Consider the following 24863-nt stretch of genomic DNA (forward strand, 5'->3'; position numbering starts at 1 on the left):
CGCCAGGCAGATAGCCGTTTGTCCGATCCCATGCTAGGCCGCCGTCCATGGCTATCACTCCGCAAGCGCTGTTCGCCGATCCCGCGCTTTTCCTGTACGAGCTCGACGATTCATTCGCCATTTTCCAGCCCATGACGCGGCAGGACATCGCGCGTTCGATCTTCCTCGACGGGCGTATCCGGCACGGGAACCGCAAGAGCTTCCGGGTCCCGATCCCGCAGCTTGCCGAGGCTTACCGGCAGGTCGCCCCACAACGCCGACCGCTCGGCTGGATCTTCCACGTGGCCCAATGCGGATCGACCTTGCTGGCGCGGGCGCTCGACCATCCCGGGCGCAGTCTCGTGCTGCGCGAACCGGCGGCGCTCAGGCGGCTGGGTGTGGCGGCGGGTGGCGAAGGCGACCTGCCTGCGCAAAGCCGCGAATTACTGCCGGTGGTTCGCGATCTGCTGGGCAAGCGCTGGGAAGAGGATCGCCCGGCAATCGTCAAGGCGACCGTTCCGGTCAATTTCATCGCCCACGATCTGATGGCGATGGAGCCTGACGCGCCGGCCGTGATCCTCCATTTCCCTTTGGCGAACTACGTCGCTGCGATCATGCGGACGCCGGGTCATGTCGACTGGACCGAGCGTGTTTTCGGGGAACTGCGGCTCGGTCAGACCGCGCTGTGCCAGGAACTGCCAACGGAAGATCCCGCGCAGAAGGCGGCGGCCCTGTGGTTTTGCCAGATGAAGCGGTTCGAGACGCTGATCGATGCCTTTCCCAACGTCCGGTCGCTCGACGCCGCAAGGCTGTTCGACGATCCGATCCCGGTGATCGACACAGCCGCACGCCTGTTCGGTGTGGAAATGGAGCCAGGCGAGGTCGAAGCTATCGCGGCGAGCGAGCTGTTCCATTCATATTCGAAGAACCCCGCGCTCGATTACGATCCCGATGTCCGCATTGCCCGTGAAGCAGAGGCGATGGCCCGGCTCGCGCCGGAAATCGACAGCGCCCGCAAATGGGTGGCTGCGGCTGCCAATCGCGAAGGACTGCCCGAGGCACTCGGCAAGCCGCTTGTCGGTGACCCGGTCTCCCTGCTCGGCTGATACGAAAAGGGCGGCCCCGCAGGACCGCCCTCTTGCTGTTCCGTAGCCGGACCGATCAGCGCGAATAGAATTCGACGATCAGGTTCGGTTCCATGGTGACCGGGTAGGGTACTTCGTCGAGCTTCGGCACGCGGGTGAAGGTCACCTTGTCGGTGCCGTCGGGCGCGACGTAGTCGGGAATTTCACGCTCGGGCAGGCTCTGCGCTTCGATGACCAGCGCCATGTCCTTCGCCTTCGCACCCAGGCCGATCACGTCGCCGACGACGACGCGGCGGCTCGCGATGTTGCACTTGGTGCCGTTGACGGTGATGTGGCCGTGGCTGACCAGCTGGCGCGCGGCGAAGATCGTCGGCGCGAACTTGGCGCGGTAGACGACCATGTCGAGGCGCTGTTCGAGCAGGCCGATCAGGTTCTGACCGGTATCGCCCTTGATACGCGCGGCTTCCTGGTAGGTGCGCTTGAACTGCTTTTCGGTGACGTCGCCGTAGTAGCCCTTCAGCTTCTGCTTGGCGCGAAGCTGCAGGCCGAAGTCGGACATCTTGCCCTTGCGGCGCTGACCGTGCTGGCCGGGGCCGTAAGAACGCTTGTTGACCGGCGAATTCGGGCGACCCCAGATGTTCTCGCCCATCCGGCGATCGAGCTTGTACTTGGCGCTCTTGCGCTTCGACATAATCCATTCCTTCAATTTGCTGGACTGCGCCATTCGCAGCCGTTGAACCCGGCATCGCACCGACAGGCCAGATACCTGTCGCGGCCACCGCTTCACCGGGATGCGGGGCCAATTTCGTGAAGCTTTTAAGGAAAGCTCGCGAAGCGAAGCGCGCACATATCAATATTGGCCGGATCGTCAAGGTCTCGACACGGACGCGGGCGCAGGGCACAGGCACGGCATGATGACCCCCGCGAAATCACCCGAAGATTGTGAAACCATGGCCGAAGTTCGGGTCGGCGTCGACAGCCTTGACCGCGAGCTGATGCGCCTGATTGCGGTGCGCTTCGGCTACATGCGCGCCGCGGCGCGGATCAAGCCCGAACGCGGCCATGTGCGCGATGAGGCGCGCAAGGCTCAGGTGATCGACAACGTGCGCGAAGATGCGCGGCGTGAAGCCTTGCCCGAGGAAGAGCTTGCCGCGATCTGGGATCGCCTGGTCGAAGCCTCCATCGCCTACGAAATGGTCGAGTGGGAGCGTCTGCGCAGCTAGTCGCGCGGCTGTCGCTCAAGCGAGGAAAGCACCCCGCGCAAGGTGCGCAGTTCGAGGTGGTTCCAGCCCGGCTTGGTCAGTACGCCGCGCAGCGTGCGGCGCGTCGCCTCGGCGCGCGTTTCGGGCAGGAAATAGCCCTTGGGCTCCAGCATCCGTTCCAGATGTGCGATCAGTCCGTCGAGTTCATCCTGCGGGCCGGGCGGCAGCAGGTCTTCCTTCGGGGGCTGTGCCAGCCCTTTGCGCTTCGACCATTCGTAGGCGCACAGAATCACCGCCTGCGCGAGGTTGAGCGACCCGAATTCGGGGTCGATCGGTACCGTCACGATGGTCCGTGCGAGCGCAACGTCCTCGGTCTCCAGCCCTGAACGTTCAGGCCCGAACAAAATCGCACTCTTCCCGGGTTCGCCGTGGACTGCGTCGGCGGCTTCCTCGGGCGTCAGCACAGGCTTGGTCACGCCCCGCTTGCGCACCGTGGTCGCGAAAACATGCGCGCAGTCGGCCACCGCATCGGCGGTGCTTTCGTACACCTTCGCTGTGTCGAGGATTAAATCCGCACCCGCCGCGGCAGGCCCGGCCGACGGGTTCGGCCAGCCATCGCGCGGGGTGACGAGTCGCATCTCGCGAAGGCCGAAATTGGCCATCGCGCGCGCCGCCTTGCCGATATTCTCGCCCAGTTGCGGCCGGACGAGGACGATTGCAGGAGGTGGAGTCAGCGTTTGATCCGTCGGTAAAGCATGTAGCCTGCGCCGGCAGCGAGGCCGACCGGCCACGTGATGACCGGCAGAAGCATCGCACCGACCGCACCGACGGCGGCACCGGTCAGCACGGGTTTGGTGGAGGGATGCTCCATCCCTTCCTTCAACATGCCCGAAAGCTCGTTGCGGGCGTCTTCCACCCAGTCCTGCCCGTTGTCGGGATCACTATTGTTCATTGTCTTATCTCCCCGGATAGACGGGAAACGCGCTGCACAATTCGCCGACTTCGGCGCGCACGGCGGCTTCGATCTGGCCATCGCCCTCGGGCCCGTTCTTGGCAAGGCCTTCGACGACGCGTGCGATCAGCTCGCCGATCTTGGTGAATTCCGCCGGGCCGAAGCCGCGCGTCGTGCCCGCGGGGCTGCCGAGGCGGAGCCCGCTGGTGACGAAGGGGCTGCGCTTGTCGAACGGGATGCCGTTCTTGTTGCAGGTGAGGTAGGCGCGATCGAGCGCCTTTTCCGCATCCTTCCCGGTCACGTCCTTGGCCGTCAGATCGACCAGCATAGAGTGGTTGTCCGTCCCGCCCGAAACGATCCGCAACCCGTTGTCTTCGAGGCTGGCGGCCAATGCGCGGGCATTTTCGACCACGCGCGCGGCGTAATCCTTGAAATCTGGGCGCAAAGCTTCGCGGAACGCGACCGCCTTTGCGGCGACGATGTGCATCAGCGGGCCGCCCTGAAGGCCGGGAAACACCGCCATGTTGAGCGGCTTGGAGTACTTCTCGTCATTCCACAGGATCACGCCCGAGCGCGGGCCGCGCAAGCTCTTGTGCGTGGTGGTGGTGACGATGTCGCAATGCGGGAAGGGGGAGGGGTGAGCACCGCCCGCGACGAGCCCCGAGATATGGCTCATATCGCACAGCAGGATCGCGCCCACTTCGTCTGCAATCTTGCGGAAGGCTGGGAAGTCCCACACGCGCGAATAGGCAGTGCCGCCGCAGATGATCAGCTTGGGCTTATGTTCGCGCGCAATTTCCGCGACCGCGTCCATATCGATCAGCTCGTCACCCTCGCGCACGCCATAGGCTACGGGATTGAACCACTTGCCGCTCATGTTCACCGGCGATCCGTGCGTCAGGTGGCCGCCCGAATTGAGGTCGAGCCCCATGAAGGTGTCGCCAGGTTCCAGCATGGCGAGGAACACCGCCTGGTTCATCTGGCTGCCCGAATTCGGCTGCACATTGGCGAAGTTGCAGCCGAACAGTTCCTTCGCGCGGTCGATCGCCAGCGTTTCAACGACGTCGGCATATTCGCAGCCGCCGTAATAGCGCTTGCCCGGATAGCCTTCGGCGTACTTGTTGGTGAAGACGCTGCCTGCCGCCTCCAGCACCGCGCTGCTGGCGATGTTTTCCGACGCGATCAGTTCGATCTTGTCGCGCTGGCGGTTGAGCTCGCTGTCGATCGCGGCGGCAATTTCAGGGTCGGCGTCCGCCAGGCTGTCATGCCAGAAACGGTCCATCGGGTCGCGGGTCTGAGCGGAATTGGGCGCGGTCTGAGTGGCCATGGTGTCAGGCGCTTTCACTGATCTGGGGGTTGGAGAGCTTGTCGACGCGGCGCTGATGCCGGTCACCCGCGAACGCGGTTTCGAGGAAGGTCTGCACGCAGGCCTTGGCCTGCTCGATCCCGATCAGCCGCGCGCCCATCGCGATGACATTCGCGTCGTTATGTTCGCGCGCCAGTTTGGCCGATAGCTGTTCGGATACGAGCGCACAGCGAACCTGCGGATTGCGGTTGACCGCCATCGAGATGCCGATGCCCGACCCGCACAGCGCAATGCCGCGCATCGCGGTGCCGTCGGCAACGACGCTGGCTAGCTTGTAGCCGTAATCGGGATAATCGACGCTGTCGGAGGTGTGCGGGCCAAGGTCGGCGACCTCGTGCCCCTTCTCGACGAGCCATTCGTGAAGCGCCGCCTTCATTTCGAGCGCGGCATGGTCTGAAGCTATCGCGATACGCATGGCCGTGCACATAGTCGCAGGTGCGGTCAGACGCTACCCGCATATCGGCCCGCATCCCCGGCGGGCGTTCCGGTCTCCCGCCCGTCCGGCAACAGGCGAATTGCTGCGACCACCATGGTGACGAAGAGCATCGCCTCGAACGCCGTGGTAAAAGCCAGAGAGAGCGGACCGAAGGCGTGCTCGCCGAACATCGCGGCAATCCTGCCGAGCCCGATCCGGCTGTCGCCGAATGCCTCGGCCAGCTTTTCCAGACTTCCCGCCATCAGACGCCCGCCCGCAAATGCGATCAGCGCCCCGGAGACGAGGCCAAGCGGCACCGCGACGGCAACCGGCATGAAACTACGGCGTCCGTCGCTTTCCCGCGGCTGGACCAGCAACGCGCATCCAATGGCGCAGCCTAGGGTCAGCCCTTCCGGCAGGCCCGTCATATCGGATGGTGCGCGCCCGAACAGGAGGGTGAAGGCATCGACGCCCAGCAACTCGCTCAGTGCGCCTACCAGCCCGCCACCAAGCGCCGCGCCGCCCACCTGCCAAGCGCGGGAGCGGGGCGCGAAGGTGGCCGCGACGCCCAGGCCGGCCCCCACGCCGAGGCCTGCGAGAAAGCCGACCACCCCGCACAGCGCAACCATCACCAGCAGGGCCGAAAGGGCACCGGGCGCATCTGGCAGGCCGATCATGCCATACAGCACACCTCCGATGATACCGGCCCCGGTCCCGCCGATCGTGGCGCGCCAGAGCAGTGCGAGAGCCAAATGAAGGGGGTCTGCCTCGTCGGATCGCTTCGGCGAGGGGTCGTCGGCGACATATTCGCGTCGAACCTCTTCGATGAAGCGATAGCCGTGCTTGGGCACGGTCTCGATGAAGCGCGGATCGCGCGCCTTGTCGCCCAGCGCTGCTCTGAGCGAACGGATACACTGCGTCAGCGCCTCGTCCGTGACGGGCATCGAACGCCAGACCTCTTCGTTGAACCGGTCCTTGGAAATCAGGCTCCCTGCGTTTTCGACCAGCAGGACCAACGCATCGAAATAGCGTGCATTGAGCGGCACCGGACCAGCGGCACCCAGCAGGATGCGCTGATCGCAATCGATCGCGAATTCGCCGAACAGATAACGCGTCGAAGCCATTGCTCAGATGATCCTCACCTTGCGCTCATGCCGCTCACCCGCGCGCTTGGCAAATGATGTCCCGCAACACTTACACAGCGAGGACTTTTTTCATGACCGACCACGCACCGAACGCCCGAACCGCCATGCCGCTCCCGCTAAGGGTCGCACTGTGGGGTGCACTGGTGGCGATATTTGCCATTCCCGTCACCGCAAAGATCGTGCTGCCGGAGATGGGGTGGTCTGCGGGGGACTTCGCCCTGGCCGCGGTGGCGCTGTGCGTTCTGGGCGCGCTGATAGAACTGGGCTTTCGCGCGTCGAACAAATGGAGCTACCGGCTTGCCGCTACCGGAGCCGCGCTGGGCGCGTTTCTGCTGGTCTGGATCAATCTGGCGGTGGGTTTCATCGGAAACGAGGACAATCCGCTCAACCTTGCATACTTTGCCATGCTGGCGGCGGTTCTGATCGGCGGAGCCATTTTCCGCTTCCGCGCCTCCGCGATGGCCGTGCTGATGCTGCTGTGCGCAGTGGCTCAGCTGGCTATCCTGTTGATCGGTCGGCAGCCCATCGGTTTCGAATGGGTTGCAACCGGCGTGTTTTGCCTAGGCTGGCTCGCCCTCGCAGCGCTGTTCCGCAAGGCAGCTCTGGGTTGACGCAAAAAGGCCCCGGCAATTGCCGGGGCCTATCTGGTTATTGATCGAGGAAGCTGCGCATCTTGCGGCTGCGGCTCGGGTGCTTGAGCTTGCGCAGCGCCTTTGCCTCGATCTGGCGGATACGTTCGCGCGTCACGCTGAACTGCTGGCCGACCTCTTCCAGCGTGTGATCGGTGTTCATCCCGATGCCAAAGCGCATGCGCAGCACGCGTTCTTCGCGCGGCGTCAGGCTGGCGAGCACGCGGGTGACGGTTTCCTTGAGGTTGCTCTGGATCGCGGCATCGACCGGGATGATCGCGTTCTTGTCCTCGATGAAATCGCCCAGGTGCGAATCTTCCTCGTCGCCGATCGGCGTTTCGAGGCTGATCGGTTCCTTGGCGATCTTCATCACCTTGCGCACCTTTTCGAGCGGCATGGAAAGACGCTCTGCCATTTCCTCGGGCGTGGGCTCGCGGCCCTGCTCGTGCAGGAACTGGCGGGAAGTGCGGACCAGCTTGTTGATCGTTTCGATCATGTGGACCGGGATGCGGATCGTGCGCGCCTGGTCGGCGATCGAGCGGGTGATCGCCTGCCGGATCCACCACGTCGCGTAGGTGCTGAACTTGTAACCGCGGCGGTATTCGAACTTGTCGACCGCCTTCATCAGGCCGATGTTCCCTTCCTGAATCAGGTCGAGGAACTGCAGCCCGCGGTTGGTGTATTTCTTGGCGATGGAAATCACGAGGCGCAGGTTCGCCTCGACCATTTCCTTCTTCGCGATGCGCGCCTCGCGCTCGCCCTTCTGGACCATGTTCACAATCCGGCGGAATTCGGGCAGCGCCATGCCGGTCTGGCTGGCGATGTCGCTGATTTCCTGGCGGATACGTTCAACCGAATCGCCTTCCTTCTCGGCGAAGGCGGCCCACTTCTTGTCCTTGGTGCGGCTGGTCAGCCAATCGTCGTCCAGCTCGTTGCCGAGATAGGCGTCGAGGAAGTCCATCCGCTTGATCTTGTGACGCTCTGCCAGACGCAGCATCTGGCCGCCCAGTGCGGTCAGGCGACGGTTGAAGGCGTAGAGGTTGTCGACCAGGAATTCGATCTTGGTCGCGTGGAACTGCACACTTTCGACTTCGGCCGTCAGCTGTTCGCGCAGATCCTCGTACTTCTTTTCCTTGGCGGGCGGGAACACGTCGCCGCGACCAAGCGTGTCGACGCGCTCTTCCTGAAGCTTTTCGAACTTCTTGAACAGGTCGGTGATACGCGCGAAGCGTTCCAGCGCGTCGGGCTTGAGTGCCGCCTCCATCTGGGCGAGCGACATCGTGTTGTCTTCTTCGTCGTCGTCGTCGCGGCGCGATTTGGTTTCGCCGTCGCCGTCTTCGTCGCCGTCTTCCGCATCGTCGTCTTCGTCATCGTCGTCTTCGCGGATGGTCGGGCCGGCGGTTTCCTCGGAAATCTCGCCGCTGTCGTCTTCGTTCTCCTCCTCCATCTTGTCGACGGGAGGTTCCTTGGAGAGCATCGCGTCGAGATCGAGGATCTCGCGCAGCTGCATCTCGCCTTCATTTAGCGCGTCGGACCACTGGATGATCGCGTGGAAGGTAATCGGGCTTTCGCACAGCCCGATGATCATCGTGTCGCGACCGGCCTCGATCCGCTTGGCGATGGCGATTTCGCCTTCGCGGCTGAGCAGTTCGACCGCGCCCATTTCGCGCAGGTACATGCGCACCGGATCGTCGGTGCGGGCATCGACCGTCTTCTTCGGCGCGGCGGCGGCGGTGGACTTGGTGTCTTTCTTGGCTCCCGAATCGGGCGCGATCTCTTCGACTTCGTCCTTTTCGGCTTCGACCTCGTCATCCGATTCGACGATCTGGACGCCCATTTCGGAAATCGCGGCCTGGATATCCTCGATCTGGTCGGAGCTCATCTCCCCCTGAGGCAGCGCTTCGTTCAGCTCGTCATAGGTGACGTAGCCGCGCTTTTTCGCCTTCGTGATCAGCTTCTTGATCGACGCTTCGTTAAGGTCGATCAGGGGAGCGTCTTCGGTCTCTTTGGTCGCCATGGGCTATTGAAAATCCGTTTCCTGACCGATGCGTTCCCCGTCTTCCGATGGAGCCGCAGCGGCCTTTGAATCTGTAATCGGTGTCGCTCTCGCGATCCGCCTCGTCGCCATCTGGCCCAAGCGCGCATCGAACGCCAGCTTCCGCTTCAGCAGACGCTGTTGCTCGGCGAACGCCCCCTCCGGATCGTGCTCGAAGCGCTCCGTAGCGGCGGCCAGTGCCTTGTCGAGCGCCGGCCCTTCGACCAGCAACGCGATGGCTTCGGCCAGGTCCTCGCGCGCGGTCGCTGCATCTTGGGCTTCTCTAGGTAAGCCAGGTGCGGATTGTTCAGCGGACCGGGAGCCCCAGCGCGCGTCGAATATGGCGTTTTTGTCGTCGGCTTCAAGCGTTTGTGAGCGCGCAAGTACTCGATCGACCAAACTTGCCACCGACGGGTCGTTCTCTGCGAGCTCTGTCAGAGCTGCGCTGTGGTGCTCTGCCAGCTCCGGATAGAGCGCAAATTGCTCCATCACACTGGCGGTCAGGCGCTGGCGCGAACCACCTTGCGCAAGGTTGGCAAGCCTGCGTGCAAGCTCTGGCGAAAGCGGCTCCTCGCGATCGCGCCGCCAATCCTTGCGCGGGGTAAACGGCGCTTTCTCGCGCTTCGGGAAGGCGAAGGCAGAGAACTTGTCGAGCAGGTCCCGGCGGTAGAGCGCGCGCACATCGGGCTCTTCGATCGCTTCGATATGCGCCATCAGCCGCGCCTTCAAACCCGCCTTCGCCTCGGGGCTGTCGAGCGGGGTGGCACGCGCTTCGAGCGTCCACAGCGCCTCCAGCAGAGGCTGCGCTTTTCCAAGCACCTGTTCGAAAGCGGCAACACCTTTCGCCTTGATCAGGTCGTCGGGGTCGAGCCCGGCGGGCAGCCACGCGATCTTGAGCGTGTGGCCGGGCTTCAGCAGCGGCAACGAACGCTCGATCGCCCGGCGTACCGCACGCTGCCCCGCCGCGTCGCCATCGAAGCACAGGATGGGGCAGGGGACGTGCCGCCACAGCTCGGCAATGTGATTCTCGGTCAGCGCGGTGCCGAGCGGGGCGACGCCCTCCGCGATCCCCGCATTGGCGAGCGCGATGACATCCATATAGCCTTCGACGACGATGATCCGGTCGCTCTTGCGTGCGGCTGGCCCGGCGCGGTGGATGTTGTAGAGGGTGCGGCCCTTGTCGAACAAAGGCGTCTCGGGCGAGTTGAGGTACTTTGGCGCGCCTTCCTTTGCCGTCAGAATGCGCCCGCCGAACGCGATTACCCGGCCGCGTACATCGTGGATCGGCAGCATCAGCCGGTCGCGGAAGCGGTCGTACGGGTCCTTGCCGTCGATCGCGATGCGCAGGCCGCCCTCGACCAGCAGTTGCGGCGGCAGCGTCCCGAGCGCGGTGGCGAGAGCCTGCCGCTCGTCCGGCGCGTAACCGAAGCCGAATTCGCGCATGATGGCGGGTGAGAAGCCGCGCTTGTTGAGGTATTCGCGGGCGGCGGCGCCGCGCTGGGTGGAAAGTTCCGACACGAAGAACTGCTGCGCCGCGCCCATCGCGTCGTGCAACCCGGCGCGGCGTTTCGCCTTCTGCGCCTCGCGTGGGTCCGGCGCGGGCATTTCCAGCCCGGCGACCACTGCCAGCTCTTTCACCGCATCCATGAACTGCAATCCGCGCTGGTCGGTCATCCAGCGGATCACGTCGCCATGCGCACCGCAGCCGAAGCAGTGATAGAAGCCCTTTTCGTCGTTGACGGTGAAGCTGGGCGTCTTCTCGTCATGGAACGGACAGCACGCCTTCCACTCGCGGCCTGCGCGCTGCAGCTTGGTCGTCCGCATGATGACGCTGGAAAGCGTCACGCGGGTGCGCAGCTGATCGAGCCATTGTGGGGAAAGCGCCATTGGCCTGAGTCTAGCCGTTCGTGTCGAGCGAAGTCGAGACACGCTCGCGCGGGGGCCGTGCAAAATATGAGAGGCGCGCCCAATCTCCCGCAATCAGGGCGTTCTTCTTTGCCCACGACCACTTCTTGATTCGCAACTCGACTTCAAGCGCCTCGGCGCGACTCGGAAAATCCTGCGCCCATTCGAGAAACGCCGGCAGCCTGCGGCTCGTAAATTCGCAATAGCCGCCTTGCCGATGCTCAGCCACGCGGCGGTCGAGGTCATCGGTATGGCCGGTGTAGAATTTGCCGTCGCGGCATTTGAGAATGTAGCACCAGAAGGCCATCTTACTGCCCTGATAGCGGTGTCTCGACTTCGCTCGACACGAACGGGGAACTTCTATCGCTACGGCTTGTCGCTGCCCGCATCCTCTTCCTTGGGCGGGAACGGGCCGCTGGCCATTGCGATCTTTTCGTCGGCGCGCAGCGAATAGGCTTCGGCCGCGCCGTCCGGAGCCAGCGTGCTCTGCCAGAAGAACGTCATCGGCTCGCCCGTCTGCCAGCCATCCCCGCCGACCACGCGCCACACCAAGGTGCCGTTGTCGTCCTGCACGCGGATCGCCCCGTCGGGACCGAGAGCCTCCTCGGCCTGCTTGAAATCATACCCGATCGCGCCGGTGAAACCGCTTGCCTGCCGCACCGTGCTGAAGACGCTGGCCGCCTCGACCTCGTCGAGCCCCACGGGCCGGTTGAAGGGCGGATCGTTGGGCTTGTCGACCCCGGGCGTCACCGTGATGACGTAGGTGTACACCGTGCCTTCAGGCATATCCTCGGGGTCGCAGGTGTCGTATTCGGCGGGGCAGGCGACGAAACTGACGATGTCGCCGATGGATCGACCGCCCGCGACGATGGATGCCTCCACTTCGGGACCGACCGGCCCTTCGATCTTCGCACCAAGACGGATTTCCCCCAGATCCGCAGCGACAAGCGTGCGCGGTTCGGTGGGAGCATCGGCAGCCGCCGTCTCCTCGGGTGTGGGCGTGGGTGCCGGTTCGTCCGGCTCCCCCGAACACCCTGCAAGCGCGAGCGCTGCGAGACAGGCGGCGAGAGCATATTTCACTGGAGCGATTCCTTCACCCAACCGCTGGTGCGGCTCATGTCGAGCGTCGCGCCGTGGCGGTTCTTTAGCTCGGCCATGACCTTGCCCATGTCCTTGATGCTGGACGCGCCCGTATCGGCCTTGACCTGCTCGATCGCGGCCTTGGTTTCGGCCTCGTCCATCTGTTTGGGGAGGAATTCCTCGATCACCGCCAGCTCGGCCTCTTCCTGCGCGGCAAGCTCTTCACGCCCGCCATCGCGGTACATCTGGATCGATTCCTTGCGCTGCTTGGCCATTTTCAGGAGCACGTCGGTGACGATCTCGTCATCCTCGCCCTTCTTCTCGGCTGTGCGCAATTCGATATCGCGGTCCTTGATCTTCGCCTGGATCAGGCGGAGCGCGGCCGTACGCTCCTTGTTGCCGCCTTTCATCGCGGCGATGACTTCCTTCTGGATCGTCTCGCGTATCATGGTTTACCGATTTACCTTTGTATCTGACTCAACAGACGCCCGCATATAACAAATGTTCCGCTTGCCAACCGTCGATGGTCAAAAGCGCAAGCTGGGCGCTTGACGGGCGGGAACCGCAGGCCTAGCCGGATGGCTTAGCGCACATCGCCGGAACACTTATAGGAACGGACAGGCCCATGGCTTCTGCCGAGATTACCCCTGCGCAACCTTCAGGCGCGACCGGGGTGTTGCTTCTTGCCGATGGAACGGCGCTCTGGGGCATTGGCTGCGGAGCCGAAGGAAGCGCCGTGGGCGAGGTGTGCTTCAACACCAGCATGACCGGCTATCAGGAAGTGATGACCGACCCGAGCTATGCCGGGCAGATCGTCACCTTCACCTTCCCGCATATCGGCAATGTCGGCGCGAACCCCGAGGATATCGAGAGCAAGGTGGAAAGCGCGCTCGGCTGCGTGATGCGCGAAGTGCCGACCGGGCCGAGCAATTTCCGCTCGACGATCGATCTCAACACCTGGTTGAAGGACGAGGGCAAGATCGGCCTCGCGGGCGTCGATACCCGCGCACTGACCCGCCTCATTCGCCTGAACGGCGCGCCCAACGCGGTGATCGCGCACGCGCCCGACGGGAATTTCGATCTCGATGCATTGTTGCAGAAGGCGCGTGAGTGGCCGGGGCTGGAAGGCATGGACCTCGCCCGCCGGGTCAGCCGCAAGGCGCACGAGGGCTGGCGCGGCGGCGCGTGGGAACTGGGCAAGGGTTACAGCGAGAGCGGGGCGGAGAAGCCGCACGTGGTCGCGATCGACTTTGGCGCCAAGGACAACATCTTCCGCCAGCTGGTCCGCGCGGGTGCGCGGGTGACTGTGGTGCCCGCCGAGACCTCGCTGGAGGATGTGCTGGCGCACGAACCCGATGGCGTGTTCCTCTCCAACGGCCCGGGCGACCCGGCCGCGACCGCTGCCTATGCGGTGCCGGTGATCCAGGGCCTGCTCGAGCGCGACATCCCGATCTTCGGCATCTGCCTCGGCCACCAGCTGCTCGGCCTCGCAGCGGGCGCGAAGACGAGCAAGATGTTTCAGGGCCACCGCGGCGCGAACCATCCCGTCCAGCGCGTCGGCGAAGGGTGGGGCGATGCGACCGGCCTGGTCGAGATCACCAGCATGAACCACGGCTTCGCAGTCGATGGCGACACGCTGCCCGCAGGCGTCGAGCAGACGCACGTCTCGCTGTTCGACGGCACCAATTGCGGGATCGCGATTACGGGCAAGCGGGCGTTCGGGGTGCAGTACCACCCGGAGGCGAGCCCGGGGCCGCAGGATAGCTTCTACCTGTTCGAGAAGTTTGTGGGGATGTTGGGAGACTAAAGATGGCGGTGGTCAAGAGTTTTAGGGTTGAGCCGCAGAATTCTCGTGTTGGCCATACTGAATGCTCTGGCACAATTCGAGCCGTTGAGGTTGCCGGTGAGAAGTATGTTCAGATTGATACTTACGGATCAAGCGATCGAGAATTTCAGGACAAGATCTCACAGTCGCTTCGGCTAACCGAAGCTGCCTTTAACCAACTCAAAAAACTTGGTGAAACACATTTCTGATGCGCAAACGCACTGACTTCTCTGCCTTCCTCTTCATCGGCGCTATTTCATCGATTGCGCTCGGAGCGTGCAGTGACGTTAGAAGAGAGTCCGAAGCAGCTCAGCAAGAACCCATCATCGATTTCACCGATGGCTTTCAGCAATCCGATGCCGACGCAATCCTGCGTATCTGCGGGGCATCCGACGTGACACTTACCGTCAAGCCTGATGGCGAAATCTACTTTGAGCCTGACCTAAACGCTGATTACGAATCTTCAGCGTGCGTCCTCAACAAGATCAAAGAATCCGGAACGACCAAGTTCGGATTTGTCGGCAACGAAAAGTACGTGACTCCGGACGAAAGCGAATAATGCCCAAACGCACTGACATTTCCTCCATCCTCGTCATTGGCGCAGGCCCCATTATCATCGGGCAGGCGTGCGAGTTCGATTACTCGGGCACGCAGGCGATCAAGGCGCTGAAGGAGGAGGGCTATCGTGTCATCCTCGTCAATTCGAACCCGGCGACGATCATGACCGATCCCGAGTTCGCCGACGCGACCTATATCGAGCCGATCACTCCCGAGGTGGTCGAGAAGATCATCGCCAAGGAAAAGCCCGACGCGCTGCTGCCGACGATGGGTGGGCAGACCGCATTGAACTGCGCGCTCAAGCTGTTCGAAAGCGGCGCGCTGGAGCGGCACGGGGTGCAGATGATCGGCGCCGATGCCGACGCGATCGACAAGGCCGAGAATCGCCAGCGTTTCCGCGAGGCGATGGACAAGATCGGGCTGGAAAGCGCGCGCTCCGGCGTTGCCAAGACGGTGGACGAGGCATTTGCCGTGCTGGAGCGCACCGGGCTCCCCTCGATCATCCGCCCCAGCTTTACCCTCGGCGGCACCGGTGGCGGGATCGCCTATAACAAGTCAGAGTTCGAGCGGATCGTGCGCGAAGGCCTCGATGCCTCGCCGACCACCGAGGTGCTGATCGAGGAATCGCTGCTCGGGTGGAAAGAATACGAGATGGAGGTTGTCCGCGATCGCAACGACAACTGCATCATCATCTGCGCAATCGAGAATGTCGATCCGATGGGCGTGCATACCGGCGATTCGATCACCGTCGCCCCCGCGCTGACGCTGACCGACAAGGAATACCAGATCATGCGCTCCGCCAGCATCGCGGTGCTGCGCGAGATCGGGGTTGAGACGGGCGGGTCGAACGTGCAGTTCGCGGTCAATCCCGAGGATGGGCGCCTGATTGTGATCGAGATGAACCCGCGCGTCTCGCGCTCCTCTGCGCTTGCGTCCAAGGCCACCGGCTTCCCCATCGCGCGCGTCGCGGCAAAGCTGGCGGTGGGATATACGCTCGACGAGATCACCAACGAGATCACCGGCGCGACTCCCGCCAGTTTCGAGCCGACGATCGACTACGTCGTCACCAAGATCCCGCGCTTCGCGTTCGAGAAGTTCAAGGGCGCCGAGCCCGTCCTCTCCACCGCGATGAAATCGGTCGGCGAGGTCATGGCCATCGGGCGCTGCTTTGCAGAGAGCCTGCAAAAGGCGCTGCGCGGGCTCGAAACCGGGCTCGACGGGCTCGATCCGGTGGAGGACCTGGTAGACGCCAGCCAGGACGAGATCATTTCGGTCATCAGTCGCCGCACACCTTCGCGCCTGCTCGGTATCGGTCAGGCCTTCCGCGCCGGGATTCCCTTCGAAACGATCCGCGAGACGACCACCTACGATCCGTGGTTCCTGCGCCAGATCGAGGCGATCATCGCAGCGGAAAAGACCGTGGCTGCCGACGGCTTGCCGCGCGATGCCGCTGAGCTGCGCAAGCTCAAGGCTCTCGGTTTCTCCGATGCGCAGCTGGCACGTCTGGCCGTGGACTCGGTGGGCGCGGCGCGCGGCGCGGTGGCGGCACGTTCCGGCCTGCTGCACGACGCGATGCAGGCGATGGCGGGAGCGACCAGCGCCGCAGAAGTCCGCCAGCTGCGCCACAAGCTCGGCGTGCTGCCGGTCTATAAACGGATCGACAGCTGCGCGGCTGAGTTCGAGGCGGCGACGCCCTACATGTACTCGACCTACGAAGCGCCCGCGTTCGGCGCTCCGGCGGATGAATCCGATCCTTCCGACCGCAAGAAGATCGTCATCCTCGGCGGCGGTCCCAACCGCATCGGGCAGGGCATCGAATTCGACTATTGCTGCGTCCACGCCTGCTTCGCGCTGAGCGAGGCCGGGTTCGAGACCATCATGGTCAACTGCAACCCGGAAACCGTCTCCACCGATTACGACACCTCCGACCGGCTCTATTTCGAGCCGCTGACTGCAGAGGACGTGCTCGAAATCCTCAGCCGCGAGATGGTTCGCGGCGAGCTGGTCGGCGTGATCGTCCAGTTCGGCGGGCAGACCCCGCTCAAGCTGGCGCAGGCGCTGGAGGACGAGGGGATTCCCATCCTCGGCACCAGCCCCGATGCGATCGACCTTGCCGAGGACCGCGAGCGGTTTGCCAAGCTGGTCAACAAGCTCAAGCTGAAGCAGCCCGACAACGGCATCGCCAAGAGCCGCGACGAAGCCGCTGCTGCGGCACGCACCATCGGCTATCCCGTGCTGCTGCGCCCGTCCTACGTGCTGGGCGGCAGCGCAATGCAGGTGGTCGATTCCGAGGCGCAGCTGGATGATTACATCGCCAGCGCGGTGAAGGTTTCGGGAGAGAGCCCGGTGTTGGTCGACCAGTATCTGCGCGATGCGATCGAATGCGATGTCGATGTGCTGTGCGACGGCACCGATATCGTCGTCGCCGGCGTCATGCAGCATGTCGAGGAGGCGGGCGTCCACTCGGGCGACAGTGCCTGCACCTTGCCACCCTATTCGCTGGCTGCGGAGGTGGTCGAGGAGATCGAGCGCCAGTCCGAAGCCCTCGCTCGCGAGCTCAACGTCGTCGGCCTGATGAACGCACAGTTCGCGGTGAAGGAAGGCGAGATTTACCTGATCGAGGTCAACCCGCGCGCAAGCCGCACGGTGCCCTTTGTCGCCAAGACCATCGGGCAGCCGATCGCAAAATACGCCGCACGCATCATGGCGGGCGAAAAGCTTGCCGACCTGCCCCCGATCACGCGCGAGCTGGACTACGTTGCGGTGAAGGAAGCGGTATTCCCCTGGGGCCGTTTCCCCGGTGTTGACCCCGTGCTGAGCCCGGAGATGAAATCGACAGGCGAAGTGATGGGGCTCGACAGCGAGTTCGCAATGGCCTTCGCCAAGGCGCAGCTGGGCGCCGGGATGATGCTGCCGCGCAAGGGCAGGGCGTTCGTTTCGGTGAAGGACAGCGACAAGCCCGCGATCGTCGAGGCGGTTCGCGGGCTGGTCGATCTGGGATTCGAAGTGGTCGCGACGGGCGGCACGCATTCCTACCTCGTCGATCAGGGCCTGCCAGTCACGCTGGTCAACAAGGTCGCCCAGGGCCGCCCGCATATCGTGGACCGGATCATCGACCACGAGATCGACCTGATCCTGAACACGACGGAAGGATGGCAGAGCCTGCGCGACAGCCAGTCGATCCGCGCGAGCGCGCTGGAACACAAGGTGCCGTACTTCACCACGGCCTCTGCCGGGCGCGCTGCAGTGGAGGCCATGACAGCGCTAACATCGCAGCCGCTTGAAGTTCGGTCGCTCCAGTCCTATTATTCAGCGACCTGACGACAGTACTTCCCCGAAAACTCTTCCCGTTTTCTCCGCCCCGTTAAGGGCGCGGCGTAAGGTGGACTTTCGGAAAAAGCGCCGGTGGTCAGGCCAATTTTGATAGATCGGGGGTACCCAATGGAAAAAGTTCCGATGCTGGCAGAAGGTTACGAGCGGCTCACCGCCGACTTGAAAACCCTGCGCGCGGAACGTCCGAAAATCGTTGACGCGATCGAAGAAGCGCGTGCTCATGGCGATCTTTCGGAAAACGCCGAATATCACGCCGCGAAGGAGCGGCAGGGGCAGGTCGAGGCGCAGATTGCCGAGATCGAAGACAGGGTAAGTCGTGCGCAGATCATTGATCCCTCGACCTTGTCGGGCGACAAGGTGGTGTTCGGGGCGACTGTGACGCTGCTCGACGAAGACGACAAGCCGATCAAGTATCAGATCGTCGGCCAGACCGAAGCGGACGCGAAATCGGGCCGCATCTCGTACAACTCGCCGATGGCGCGTGCGCTGATCGGCAAGAAGGTGGGCGAAGAGATCGAAGTGACGGTCCCGTCGGGCGACAAATTCTACCTTCTCGACAAGATCGAATTTATCTGAGCAATCGGGCGTGAGTTGCTGCGAAAGCGGCCACTCACGCCAGTCGCTTTTCCATCGCATAATTGTGGATGGGGATGTCTTTTCCCTCGTGAGAAATCTCGAAGTCGCGCCTGTGCGTGACGCGATATCCTGCGCGCTCGAAAGACGCGCGGGCGAGTTCGCTCGCCTCGGTGTAGAGCAGTTCGATACCGGATCGGCGCGCAGTCGCCTCCGCCTCGCAAAGTAGCGCGGCTGCCAGACCCTGCCGGGTATGAGCCGGGTCGCTGTAGAGGTCATCGAGGTGCCCGTCGCTTTCCAGAATAGCGTAGGCAATGGGACGATCGGCCTCGTCCGCAGCGATCAGTATTGTCTGCCCCTGGCGGGCCCGCTCCACGAAGCGGCTCGCGTCTTCATGACGGGCCGCCCAGGCGGTGACTTGTTCGCGCGAATATTTGCGCGGTCCGATCTGCTTGATCGAACGTGTCACCAGCGTCACCAGCGCATCCGCGTCGTCCTCCCGGAATAGGCGGATACGACTGGCCACGGACGGCTCAGGCTGCAGGTTCGAGCAGCTTGTGGATATGCACGATCACGTATTTCATCTCGGCATCGTCCACCGTGCGCTGTGCATTGGCGCGCCAAGCCTCTTCGGCCTGGTCGTAGGTGCTGAACACGCCGACGACGTGAATGCTTTCGGGGTCCTGAAATTCGACCGACCGGGGGTCTTTCACGCGGCCGCCCATCACGAGGTGGAGGCGCTGGGGCGTGGTGGTTTCCTGTACCTTGTTGTCCGACATGGGGGAGACTTTCTGCTGGATGTGAAAAAGCCCGCGAGCAATACCGCTCGCGGGCTTTCAGGCAAGGCCTCGGCCCTGCATTTTACGTATGCACGCGATCAGTGCGGCAAGTAAGCCTTGAGGTCGCGATAGCCGCGGCTCGCCTTGCGGGCGGCGCGGCGACCTGCGTGGCGCGCGGCATCCTTCTGGCGCTCCGCGAAATAATGCGCGTTGCGCTTGGCGGCGCGGCCACCGAAGGCAACGTCGTCGCCGAAATCGACCAGGCGATCGCCACCGTGGCGGGTGGCATCGCCCAGGCGGCTTGCCATGCCACCGGCGTACGCCATTCCAAGATCGGCCAGATGATCGGCGAAGCCGACCGCACGACCAGTCAGTTCGCGGCCCTTCGACGTGCGCGAACCAATAACGAGGCCGATAAGCGCAACCGCGCCAACGGTGATCATCGGGTGGGTCTTCACGAACTCGGTCGCATTGTCGGTCGCTTCGCGTGCGATGTCCGCGATGCTGCGCTCTTCGTTACGGCGTTCGCTCTCTTCGATCTTGCGGCGCAGTTCGTCGCGCTGTTCCTGGGTGCTCATGCGTATTCTCCAAACCTTTGATGGTGCCTTGTTAATCAAGCGCTGGGGAGGGCCGAGAGTTCCGAGTTTCCGCGCGGGATCAGCCGTTTTCGTCCCACGCGTAGTCCTGATCGTCGGATTCGTCTGAACTGCTGCCCAGCGCCCACCAGCCCACAACTGCCGCGAGCACTGCGCCGAGCCCGTACGAGGCAGGCTTGTGCCGCTCGACCAGCTCCATACCCTCATGGAAAATGTCGGACGCGCCGAGCTTTATCGAACTGGCAACCCGCGCTGCGACGCCCTTCTCCTCGACGTCGCCACGCAGATGCGCGATGTCGCCTTTGACAAGCGCGCGGGCGGCGTCGCGCAGGGCGCGATCTTCCTCCATCTGGAGTTTGCGCGAGGTCATGAACCGTCTCCCTTGAACGCCCGACTGACACGTTTGAAGCGTGCGCGGGCGACCAGCCCGACGATCACCATCAGGACAAGCAATGTCCCTACGACCGCCGCCGTGGCCACGAATGGGCCGATGATGGGGGCGAGGGCGATGATGAGGCCGACGACCAGGCCGATCAGGGCGAGGTGCAGGAATGCGAGCGCGGCCATCGCGAAGACCACGCCCGAACCCGTCTCGCGCGAGGCATATCCTGCACGCGATTTCTGGAACGCGACTTCCGCCTCCAGATAGGTCTTGCCGTCTTCGTAAAGCGCGTAAGCGTCGTCGAACAGCGAGCCGAGCGGCTCTTCGTCCGCGCGGGTGGTGCCGACGCGCCTTGTCTCTGGATTTGGGGAGCCTGCCGCATCGGGCGACACGGCAGGCTCGGGATGATGATCGAACTGATCCGGCACAGCCCCTCCTCAGCCGGTCCGCCTTAGCGGCGGAACATGCGGGCGAGGACGTAGCCGGTGAAGGCGGCGATGCCGACCGAAAGACCGGGGTTCTTGCGCACGAATTCGCGCGCTTCGTCGCCCAGTTCGTCATACGACTTCGTGTCGATATGGGTCGCCGCATCCTGCAATCCGCGCGCCGCGTTGCGCACGTGATCGCCGTATTTCGGGCCGAGATTATCGTCCACCTTGGCGGCATTTTCCGCCACGACACGGCTGAGCGAGGTCAGGGCTTCGCTGGCCCGGTGCTTGCCTTCGACGGCGAGCTCGCCGCCCTTGGCCTTGGCCTGTTCGGCATAGGCCGAACCCTTGGTCGCCGCTTGTTCCTTGTAAGCCTGCGCGCGCTGGCTCGCTTCGCCGCGGAGCGCCTGCGCCCCGGCCTTGGCTTCGTCCAGCGCGGAATTGAAGCGGGACTTCGCCTCCTGCGCACCACCACCGGCGGCAGCGGCAGAGCCGGTTGCGGCACCTGCGGCATCGGTGGTCAGGGGAACGGCACTCGTGGTCTCGTTTGTCTTATCGTTGGCAGCCATGGGTTTTCCCTTTTCTGCTATTCATGTTCGACCGGCCGTAGCTGGCGCAGCCCTCGATTGTGCAACGCACCTTGCATGGGTTCGTTCCACCGCATAAGCCGCGCGGGGATGCGAGGCCATGCCTTGCCGACCCGACCGAAATACCACGATCCGACCGGAGCCCCAATGACTGCCATCATCGACCTGCACGCGCGCGAGATTCTCGACAGTCGGGGCAATCCCACCGTCGAAGTGGATTGTCTGCTGGAAGACGGCAGCTTCGGCCGCGCTGCCGTGCCTTCGGGCGCGTCGACCGGGGCACACGAGGCGGTCGAGCTGCGCGATGGCGATGCCGATCGGTATCTGGGCAAGGGCGTGCTCAAGGCGATCGACGCGGTGAACGGCGAAGTTGCCGACGCGCTTCTGGGCATCGACGCCGAGGATCAGCGCGATGTCGACACCATGCTGATCGCGCTCGACGGCACGGAGAACAAGGGCCGCCTCGGCGCGAACGCGCTGCTCGGCGTCAGTCTCGCAGTTGCGAAGGCGGGTGCCAACGCGCGCGGCCTGCCGCTGTGGAGCTATGTCGGCGGGGTCTCGGCACATGTCCTGCCGGTGCCGATGATGAACATCATCAACGGCGGCGAACACGCCGATAACCCGATCGACATCCAGGAATTCATGATCATGCCGGTCGGCGCGGAAACGCTCGCGGAGGCAGTCCGCTGGGGCGCGGAAGTGTTCCACACGCTGAAGAAGGGCCTTTCCGCGAAGGGGCTTTCCACTTCCGTGGGCGACGAAGGCGGCTTTGCGCCCAATATCGGCAGCACGCGCGATGCGCTCGACTTCATCATGCAGTCGATCGAGAAGGCGGGCTTTACCCCGGGCAGCGACATCGCGCTCGCGCTCGATTGCGCCGCGACCGAGTATTTCAAGGATGGCCAGTACGTCCTGTCGGGCGAGGGCGCGACCTACGGTGCGGCCGAAATGGCCGACTACCTTGCCGCGCTGTGCAACGACTACCCGATCCGTTCGATCGAAGACGGCATGGCCGAAGACGATTTCGAAGGCTGGAAGGCCCTGACCGACAAGATCGGCGACAAAGTCCAGCTGGTCGGCGACGATCTGTTCGTGACCAACCCCGCGCGCCTGCGCGACGGTATTTCGCGCGGCCTTGCCAATTCGCTGCTTGTGAAGGTCAACCAGATCGGCACGCTGTCCGAAACGCTCGACGCGGTCGATATCGCGCACCGTGCGGGCTACACCGCCGTGATGAGCCACCGTTCGGGCGAAACCGAAGACTCGACCATCGCCGATCTCGCCGTCGCGACCAATTGCGGGCAGATCAAGACCGGCAGCCTTGCCCGGTCGGACCGGCTCGCCAAGTACAACCAGCTGATCCGGATCGAGGAAGAGCTGGGCGACAGCGCGCACTTTGCCGGCCACGCCTGTTTCGGTCGCCTGTCGCGCTGATTGCGCGGCAGGAAATTCGACCAATCCCCCTGCGTTTTCGACGAGCCGCGATTGCTGCGCGGTTGCGCGAAGCTTAAGTCGATGGCCGCAGAAGACCCGACACTCTGCCGGGCCGCGAGGGATTCCCCATGAAAACACGCCTAATTGCCGCGCTGATGCTCGGCACCGCCGTCGCAACGCTTGGCCCGGTTGCCTGCAAGGATCTGCCCGGGAGCGAAGAGGTCGCGACAACCCCCGGCACCGAGCTTGGCATCCGCAAGGACTGGATGGACACATCGGTCGAGCCGGGTAACGACTTCTTCCGCTACGCCGACGGCAAGTGGTACGACGAAACCGAGATTCCGGCAGACCGATCGAGCGTCGGCGGATTCTACATCGCCGACCAGCAGACCGAGAAGAACATTGCCGCGCTGATCGACGAGATCGTCAAATCCGATCCCAAGCCGGGCACCGATGCGGCCAAGGTGAAGGACTTCTACGAGGCGTTCCTCGACACCAAGGCGATTGACGCTGCGGGCATGAAGCCGATCCAGGCCGACCTCAACCGTTTCGAGGGCATTTCGGACAAGCAGCAGCTGGCCAAGGTACTCGGCAGCCAGGTGCGCGCCGATGTCGACCCGCTCAACGCGACCAATTTCGCGACCGAAAACCTGTTCGGGGTGTTCGTGACGCAGGCGCTGAAGGGCGGCGAAGTGGTGCCTTACATCCTGCAAGGCGGCCTCGGCCTGCCAGAGCGGGAATATTACCTCTCCTCAGACGCCAAGATGGCCAGCCTGCGCGGTGACTATCAGACCTACATCGCCAACCTGCTGAAGGCGGCGAAGGTCGAGGATGCCGATGCCAAGGCGAAGCGCATCTACGATCTGGAAATGAAGATCGCCAAGGCCCACGTCAGCCGCGAAGCCAGCGACGATTGGGCCACCGCAAGCTCGCTCTGGTCGCAGGACGATTTCAAGGCGAAGGCGCCGGGCATGGACTGGGACGCGTTCTTCAAGGCCGCGCAGCTCGGAAGCTTCAAGACCTTCGACGCCTATCACCCGAGCGCGATCACCGGGCTTTCCAAGCTGGTCGAAAGCGAGCCGCTGGACGCGTGGAAGGACTGGCTGGTGTTCCACCAGATCAATTCCAACACCTCCGTTCTGCCGACCAAGCTCGATCAGCTGAGCTTCGATTTCTATGGCATGACCCTGTCCGGCACCGAACAGCAGCGCCCGCGCGACAAGCGCGCTCTCGCTGCGGTCAACGCCTACATGGGCGATGCGCTGGGCAAGCTCTATGTCGAGAAGTACTTCCCCGCCTCGGCCAAGGCCGAGATCAAGGGCATGACCGACAATATCAAGGATGCCTTCGCCAAGCGGATCGACGCGGTCGAATGGATGGCGCCCGACACCAAGGCCGAAGCCAAGAAGAAGGTCGAAACCATGGAAGTGGGTGTCGGCTATCCCGACACCTGGACCGACTACGACAAGCTGACCATCAAGGAAGGCGATGCCTACGGCGACGTACAGGCAGCCGAAAAGCTGCGTTACAAGCAGCAGCTTGCCAAGGTGGGCAAGCCGCTCGACAAGGGTGAGTGGTGGATGAACGCGCAGCTGGTCAACGCGGTGAACCTGCCGGTTCAGAACGCGCTGAACTTCCCGGCGGCGATCCTCCAGCCTCCGTTCTTCGATCCCAAGGCGGACCCGGCCTATAACTACGGCGCAATCGGCGCGGTCATCGGCCACGAGATCAGCCATAGCTTCGACAATAATGGGGCCGAATTCGATTCCACCGGCGCGATGCGCGACTGGTGGACCGATGCCGACCGCAAGAAGTTCGAAGAAGCGGGCCTGGCGCTGGCCAAGCAGTATGACGCGTACGAGCCGTACCCCGGTGTCAACGTGAAGGGCGAACTGACGCTGGGCGAGAACATCGCCGATCTGGCAGGTTTGCAGGCTGCCTACGATGCGTATCACGCATCGCTCGGTGGCAAGGAAGCGCCCGTGATCGACGGCTTCACCGGCGACCAGCGCTTCTTCATCGCCTACGCGCAGACCTGGGCGACCAAGATGCGCGAAGAGGCGCTGCGCCAGCGGATCGCGACCGACGGCCATGCGCCGGGCCAGTACCGTGCGCTGACCGTGCGCAACATGGATGCCTGGTACAAGGCGTTCGATGTGAAGGAAGGCGACAAGCTGTACCTCGCGCCCGACCAGCGCGTGAAGATCTGGTAATCCCAAATCGGCGGGGGAGGGGGGCTAGCTCTCCTCCGCCTCCACTTCCTCTTCGGCCTCTTGCTCGAGCTCTTCGAGCTTCTCGATCTTCTTTCGGTTCTTCGGGCTGAGCAGGTACTGCCACACGCCCCATGCGTTGATCAGCAGCAGGATCGCGTTCATCGCTGCGATCGGCATCGCATTTTCGATGATGCCGGACACCACCCACGTCACCGCCACCGCGCAGAACAGCACAAAGCCCCAACCGGTGGCCTTGCGGCCAAGGTCTGCGGCAATCATCCCGGCGGCAATCATCGTGCCGATGGCGGCGATCCATTCGAGCGGTCCGTTCATGGCCACCCCAATTCGCGAGGGGCGGGCTA

General features: G+C 63.6%; 28 protein-coding genes. 10 read left to right on the forward strand and 18 right to left on the reverse strand.

Annotated elements, in window-relative coordinates:
• The first annotated feature begins 47 nt into the window (after positions 1 to 47).
• Positions 48 to 1085, forward strand: a complete 1038-nt coding sequence (locus tag AAG591_RS03240) for a hypothetical protein (RefSeq protein WP_342529527.1) — start codon at positions 48 to 50, stop codon at positions 1083 to 1085.
• Positions 1086 to 1140: 55 nt separating this feature from the next.
• On the opposite strand, the gene rpsD is transcribed toward AAG591_RS03240, so the two are convergent.
• On the reverse strand, positions 1141 to 1755 hold the full coding sequence (rpsD, locus tag AAG591_RS03245; RefSeq protein WP_342529528.1) for a 30S ribosomal protein S4: 615 nt from the start codon (positions 1753 to 1755) through the stop codon (positions 1141 to 1143).
• 259 nt (positions 1756 to 2014) lie between these two features.
• Here rpsD and AAG591_RS03250 point away from each other — a divergent pair, with 259 nt between their 5' ends.
• On the forward strand, positions 2015 to 2287 hold the full coding sequence (locus AAG591_RS03250; protein WP_342529529.1) for a chorismate mutase: 273 nt from the start codon (positions 2015 to 2017) through the stop codon (positions 2285 to 2287).
• Here AAG591_RS03250 and AAG591_RS03255 read toward each other — a convergent pair.
• The 5 genes from AAG591_RS03255 to AAG591_RS03275 are packed head-to-tail and all read right to left on the reverse strand — an operon-like array spanning position 2284 to position 6123.
• A complete protein-coding gene (locus tag AAG591_RS03255; RefSeq protein ID WP_342529978.1) occupies positions 2284 to 2982 on the reverse strand; it encodes an RNA methyltransferase in 699 nt (232 codons plus the stop codon). The genes AAG591_RS03250 and AAG591_RS03255 overlap by 4 nt on opposite strands.
• Positions 2983 to 2996: 14 nt before the next feature.
• Positions 2997 to 3218 (reverse strand): hypothetical protein, encoded by a 222-nt coding sequence (locus AAG591_RS03260; protein WP_342529530.1) that lies wholly within the window; start codon positions 3216 to 3218, stop codon positions 2997 to 2999.
• A 4-nt stretch (positions 3219 to 3222) separates the two neighbouring features.
• On the reverse strand, positions 3223 to 4545 hold the full coding sequence (gene glyA / locus AAG591_RS03265) for a serine hydroxymethyltransferase (RefSeq protein ID WP_342529531.1): 1323 nt from the start codon (positions 4543 to 4545) through the stop codon (positions 3223 to 3225).
• Positions 4546 to 4549: 4 nt separating this feature from the next.
• On the reverse strand, positions 4550 to 4999 hold the full coding sequence (rpiB, locus tag AAG591_RS03270) for a ribose 5-phosphate isomerase B (protein ID WP_342529532.1): 450 nt from the start codon (positions 4997 to 4999) through the stop codon (positions 4550 to 4552).
• 26 nt (positions 5000 to 5025) lie between these two features.
• Complete coding sequence (locus tag AAG591_RS03275) at positions 5026 to 6123, reverse strand: winged helix-turn-helix domain-containing protein (protein WP_342529533.1); 1098 nt, start codon at positions 6121 to 6123, stop codon at positions 5026 to 5028.
• 92 nt (positions 6124 to 6215) lie between these two features.
• Here AAG591_RS03275 and AAG591_RS03280 point away from each other — a divergent pair, with 92 nt between their 5' ends.
• Positions 6216 to 6755 (forward strand): hypothetical protein, encoded by a 540-nt coding sequence (locus AAG591_RS03280; RefSeq protein WP_342529534.1) that lies wholly within the window; start codon positions 6216 to 6218, stop codon positions 6753 to 6755.
• Positions 6756 to 6792: 37 nt separating this feature from the next.
• Here AAG591_RS03280 and rpoD read toward each other — a convergent pair whose 3' ends face one another.
• From rpoD to AAG591_RS03305, 5 genes are read right to left on the reverse strand one after another with little or no spacing between them, the layout of a single operon-like run.
• On the reverse strand, positions 6793 to 8790 hold the full coding sequence (rpoD, locus tag AAG591_RS03285) for an RNA polymerase sigma factor RpoD (protein ID WP_342529535.1): 1998 nt from the start codon (positions 8788 to 8790) through the stop codon (positions 6793 to 6795).
• 3 nt (positions 8791 to 8793) lie between these two features.
• A complete protein-coding gene (gene dnaG, locus AAG591_RS03290) occupies positions 8794 to 10695 on the reverse strand; it encodes a DNA primase (protein ID WP_342529536.1) in 1902 nt (633 codons plus the stop codon).
• A 10-nt stretch (positions 10696 to 10705) separates the two neighbouring features.
• Positions 10706 to 11020, reverse strand: a complete 315-nt coding sequence (locus tag AAG591_RS03295; RefSeq protein ID WP_342529537.1) for a GIY-YIG nuclease family protein — start codon at positions 11018 to 11020, stop codon at positions 10706 to 10708.
• A gap of 59 nt (positions 11021 to 11079) precedes the next feature.
• Positions 11080 to 11793 carry a hypothetical protein gene (locus tag AAG591_RS03300; protein ID WP_342529538.1) on the reverse strand — a complete coding sequence of 238 codons (714 nt, stop codon included), beginning with the start codon at positions 11791 to 11793 and terminating at the stop codon, positions 11080 to 11082.
• Positions 11790 to 12242, reverse strand: coding sequence for a GatB/YqeY domain-containing protein (locus AAG591_RS03305; RefSeq protein ID WP_342529539.1), 453 nt, complete (start codon positions 12240 to 12242; stop codon positions 11790 to 11792). The genes AAG591_RS03300 and AAG591_RS03305 overlap by 4 nt, the downstream gene beginning before the upstream one ends.
• 176 nt (positions 12243 to 12418) lie before the next feature.
• On the opposite strand from AAG591_RS03305, the gene carA reads away from it, so the two are divergent.
• The 5 genes from carA to greA all read left to right on the forward strand — a co-directional run bounded on the left by carA (position 12419) and on the right by greA (position 18085).
• On the forward strand, positions 12419 to 13600 hold the full coding sequence (gene carA / locus AAG591_RS03310) for a glutamine-hydrolyzing carbamoyl-phosphate synthase small subunit (RefSeq protein WP_342529540.1): 1182 nt from the start codon (positions 12419 to 12421) through the stop codon (positions 13598 to 13600).
• A gap of 2 nt (positions 13601 to 13602) precedes the next feature.
• Complete coding sequence (locus AAG591_RS03315) at positions 13603 to 13827, forward strand: hypothetical protein (RefSeq protein ID WP_342529541.1); 225 nt, start codon at positions 13603 to 13605, stop codon at positions 13825 to 13827.
• Positions 13827 to 14177: a hypothetical protein gene (locus AAG591_RS03320; protein ID WP_342529542.1), complete on the forward strand. Its 351-nt coding sequence runs from the start codon at positions 13827 to 13829 to the stop codon at positions 14175 to 14177. The genes AAG591_RS03315 and AAG591_RS03320 overlap by 1 nt, the downstream gene beginning before the upstream one ends.
• Complete coding sequence (gene carB, locus AAG591_RS03325) at positions 14177 to 17497, forward strand: carbamoyl-phosphate synthase large subunit (protein WP_342529543.1); 3321 nt, start codon at positions 14177 to 14179, stop codon at positions 17495 to 17497. Before AAG591_RS03320 ends, carB begins: the two co-directional genes overlap by 1 nt.
• A 120-nt stretch (positions 17498 to 17617) precedes the next feature.
• The gene (gene greA / locus AAG591_RS03330; RefSeq protein ID WP_342529544.1) at positions 17618 to 18085 is read left to right on the forward strand and encodes a transcription elongation factor GreA; all 468 of its coding nucleotides are present in this window, start codon (positions 17618 to 17620) and stop codon (positions 18083 to 18085) included.
• A 34-nt stretch (positions 18086 to 18119) separates the two neighbouring features.
• Here the strand turns inward: greA and AAG591_RS03335 are convergent, their stop codons facing one another.
• The 6 genes from AAG591_RS03335 to AAG591_RS03360 form a co-directional block, all read right to left on the reverse strand.
• Complete coding sequence (locus tag AAG591_RS03335; RefSeq protein WP_342529546.1) at positions 18120 to 18608, reverse strand: GNAT family N-acetyltransferase; 489 nt, start codon at positions 18606 to 18608, stop codon at positions 18120 to 18122.
• Positions 18609 to 18615: 7 nt separating this feature from the next.
• The gene (locus tag AAG591_RS03340) at positions 18616 to 18861 is read right to left on the reverse strand and encodes a DUF4170 domain-containing protein (protein WP_342529547.1); all 246 of its coding nucleotides are present in this window, start codon (positions 18859 to 18861) and stop codon (positions 18616 to 18618) included.
• 98 nt (positions 18862 to 18959) lie between these two features.
• Positions 18960 to 19439, reverse strand: coding sequence for a hypothetical protein (locus tag AAG591_RS03345; RefSeq protein ID WP_342529548.1), 480 nt, complete (start codon positions 19437 to 19439; stop codon positions 18960 to 18962).
• A 79-nt stretch (positions 19440 to 19518) separates the two neighbouring features.
• Positions 19519 to 19827 (reverse strand): hypothetical protein, encoded by a 309-nt coding sequence (locus AAG591_RS03350; RefSeq protein WP_342529550.1) that lies wholly within the window; start codon positions 19825 to 19827, stop codon positions 19519 to 19521.
• Complete coding sequence (locus AAG591_RS03355) at positions 19824 to 20267, reverse strand: phage holin family protein (RefSeq protein ID WP_342529551.1); 444 nt, start codon at positions 20265 to 20267, stop codon at positions 19824 to 19826. The genes AAG591_RS03350 and AAG591_RS03355 overlap by 4 nt, the downstream gene beginning before the upstream one ends.
• Before the next feature lie 23 nt (positions 20268 to 20290).
• A complete protein-coding gene (locus AAG591_RS03360; RefSeq protein ID WP_342529552.1) occupies positions 20291 to 20836 on the reverse strand; it encodes a hypothetical protein in 546 nt (181 codons plus the stop codon).
• A gap of 165 nt (positions 20837 to 21001) precedes the next feature.
• Between AAG591_RS03360 and eno the strand changes: the two genes are divergently transcribed.
• Positions 21002 to 22288 (forward strand): phosphopyruvate hydratase, encoded by a 1287-nt coding sequence (gene eno, locus AAG591_RS03365; protein WP_342529554.1) that lies wholly within the window; start codon positions 21002 to 21004, stop codon positions 22286 to 22288.
• A gap of 128 nt (positions 22289 to 22416) precedes the next feature.
• Positions 22417 to 24501 carry a M13 family metallopeptidase gene (locus AAG591_RS03370; RefSeq protein ID WP_342529555.1) on the forward strand — a complete coding sequence of 695 codons (2085 nt, stop codon included), beginning with the start codon at positions 22417 to 22419 and terminating at the stop codon, positions 24499 to 24501.
• 24 nt (positions 24502 to 24525) lie between these two features.
• Here AAG591_RS03370 and AAG591_RS03375 read toward each other — a convergent pair whose 3' ends face one another.
• Positions 24526 to 24834, reverse strand: a complete 309-nt coding sequence (locus AAG591_RS03375; protein WP_342529556.1) for a hypothetical protein — start codon at positions 24832 to 24834, stop codon at positions 24526 to 24528.
• Between the last annotated feature and the right edge of the window lie 29 nt (positions 24835 to 24863).

Origin of the sequence: Citromicrobium bathyomarinum, from assembly GCF_038594485.1 — a bacterium.
In the GTDB taxonomy this organism is placed as follows: Bacteria; Pseudomonadota; Alphaproteobacteria; order Sphingomonadales; family Sphingomonadaceae; genus Alteriqipengyuania; species Alteriqipengyuania bathyomarina_A.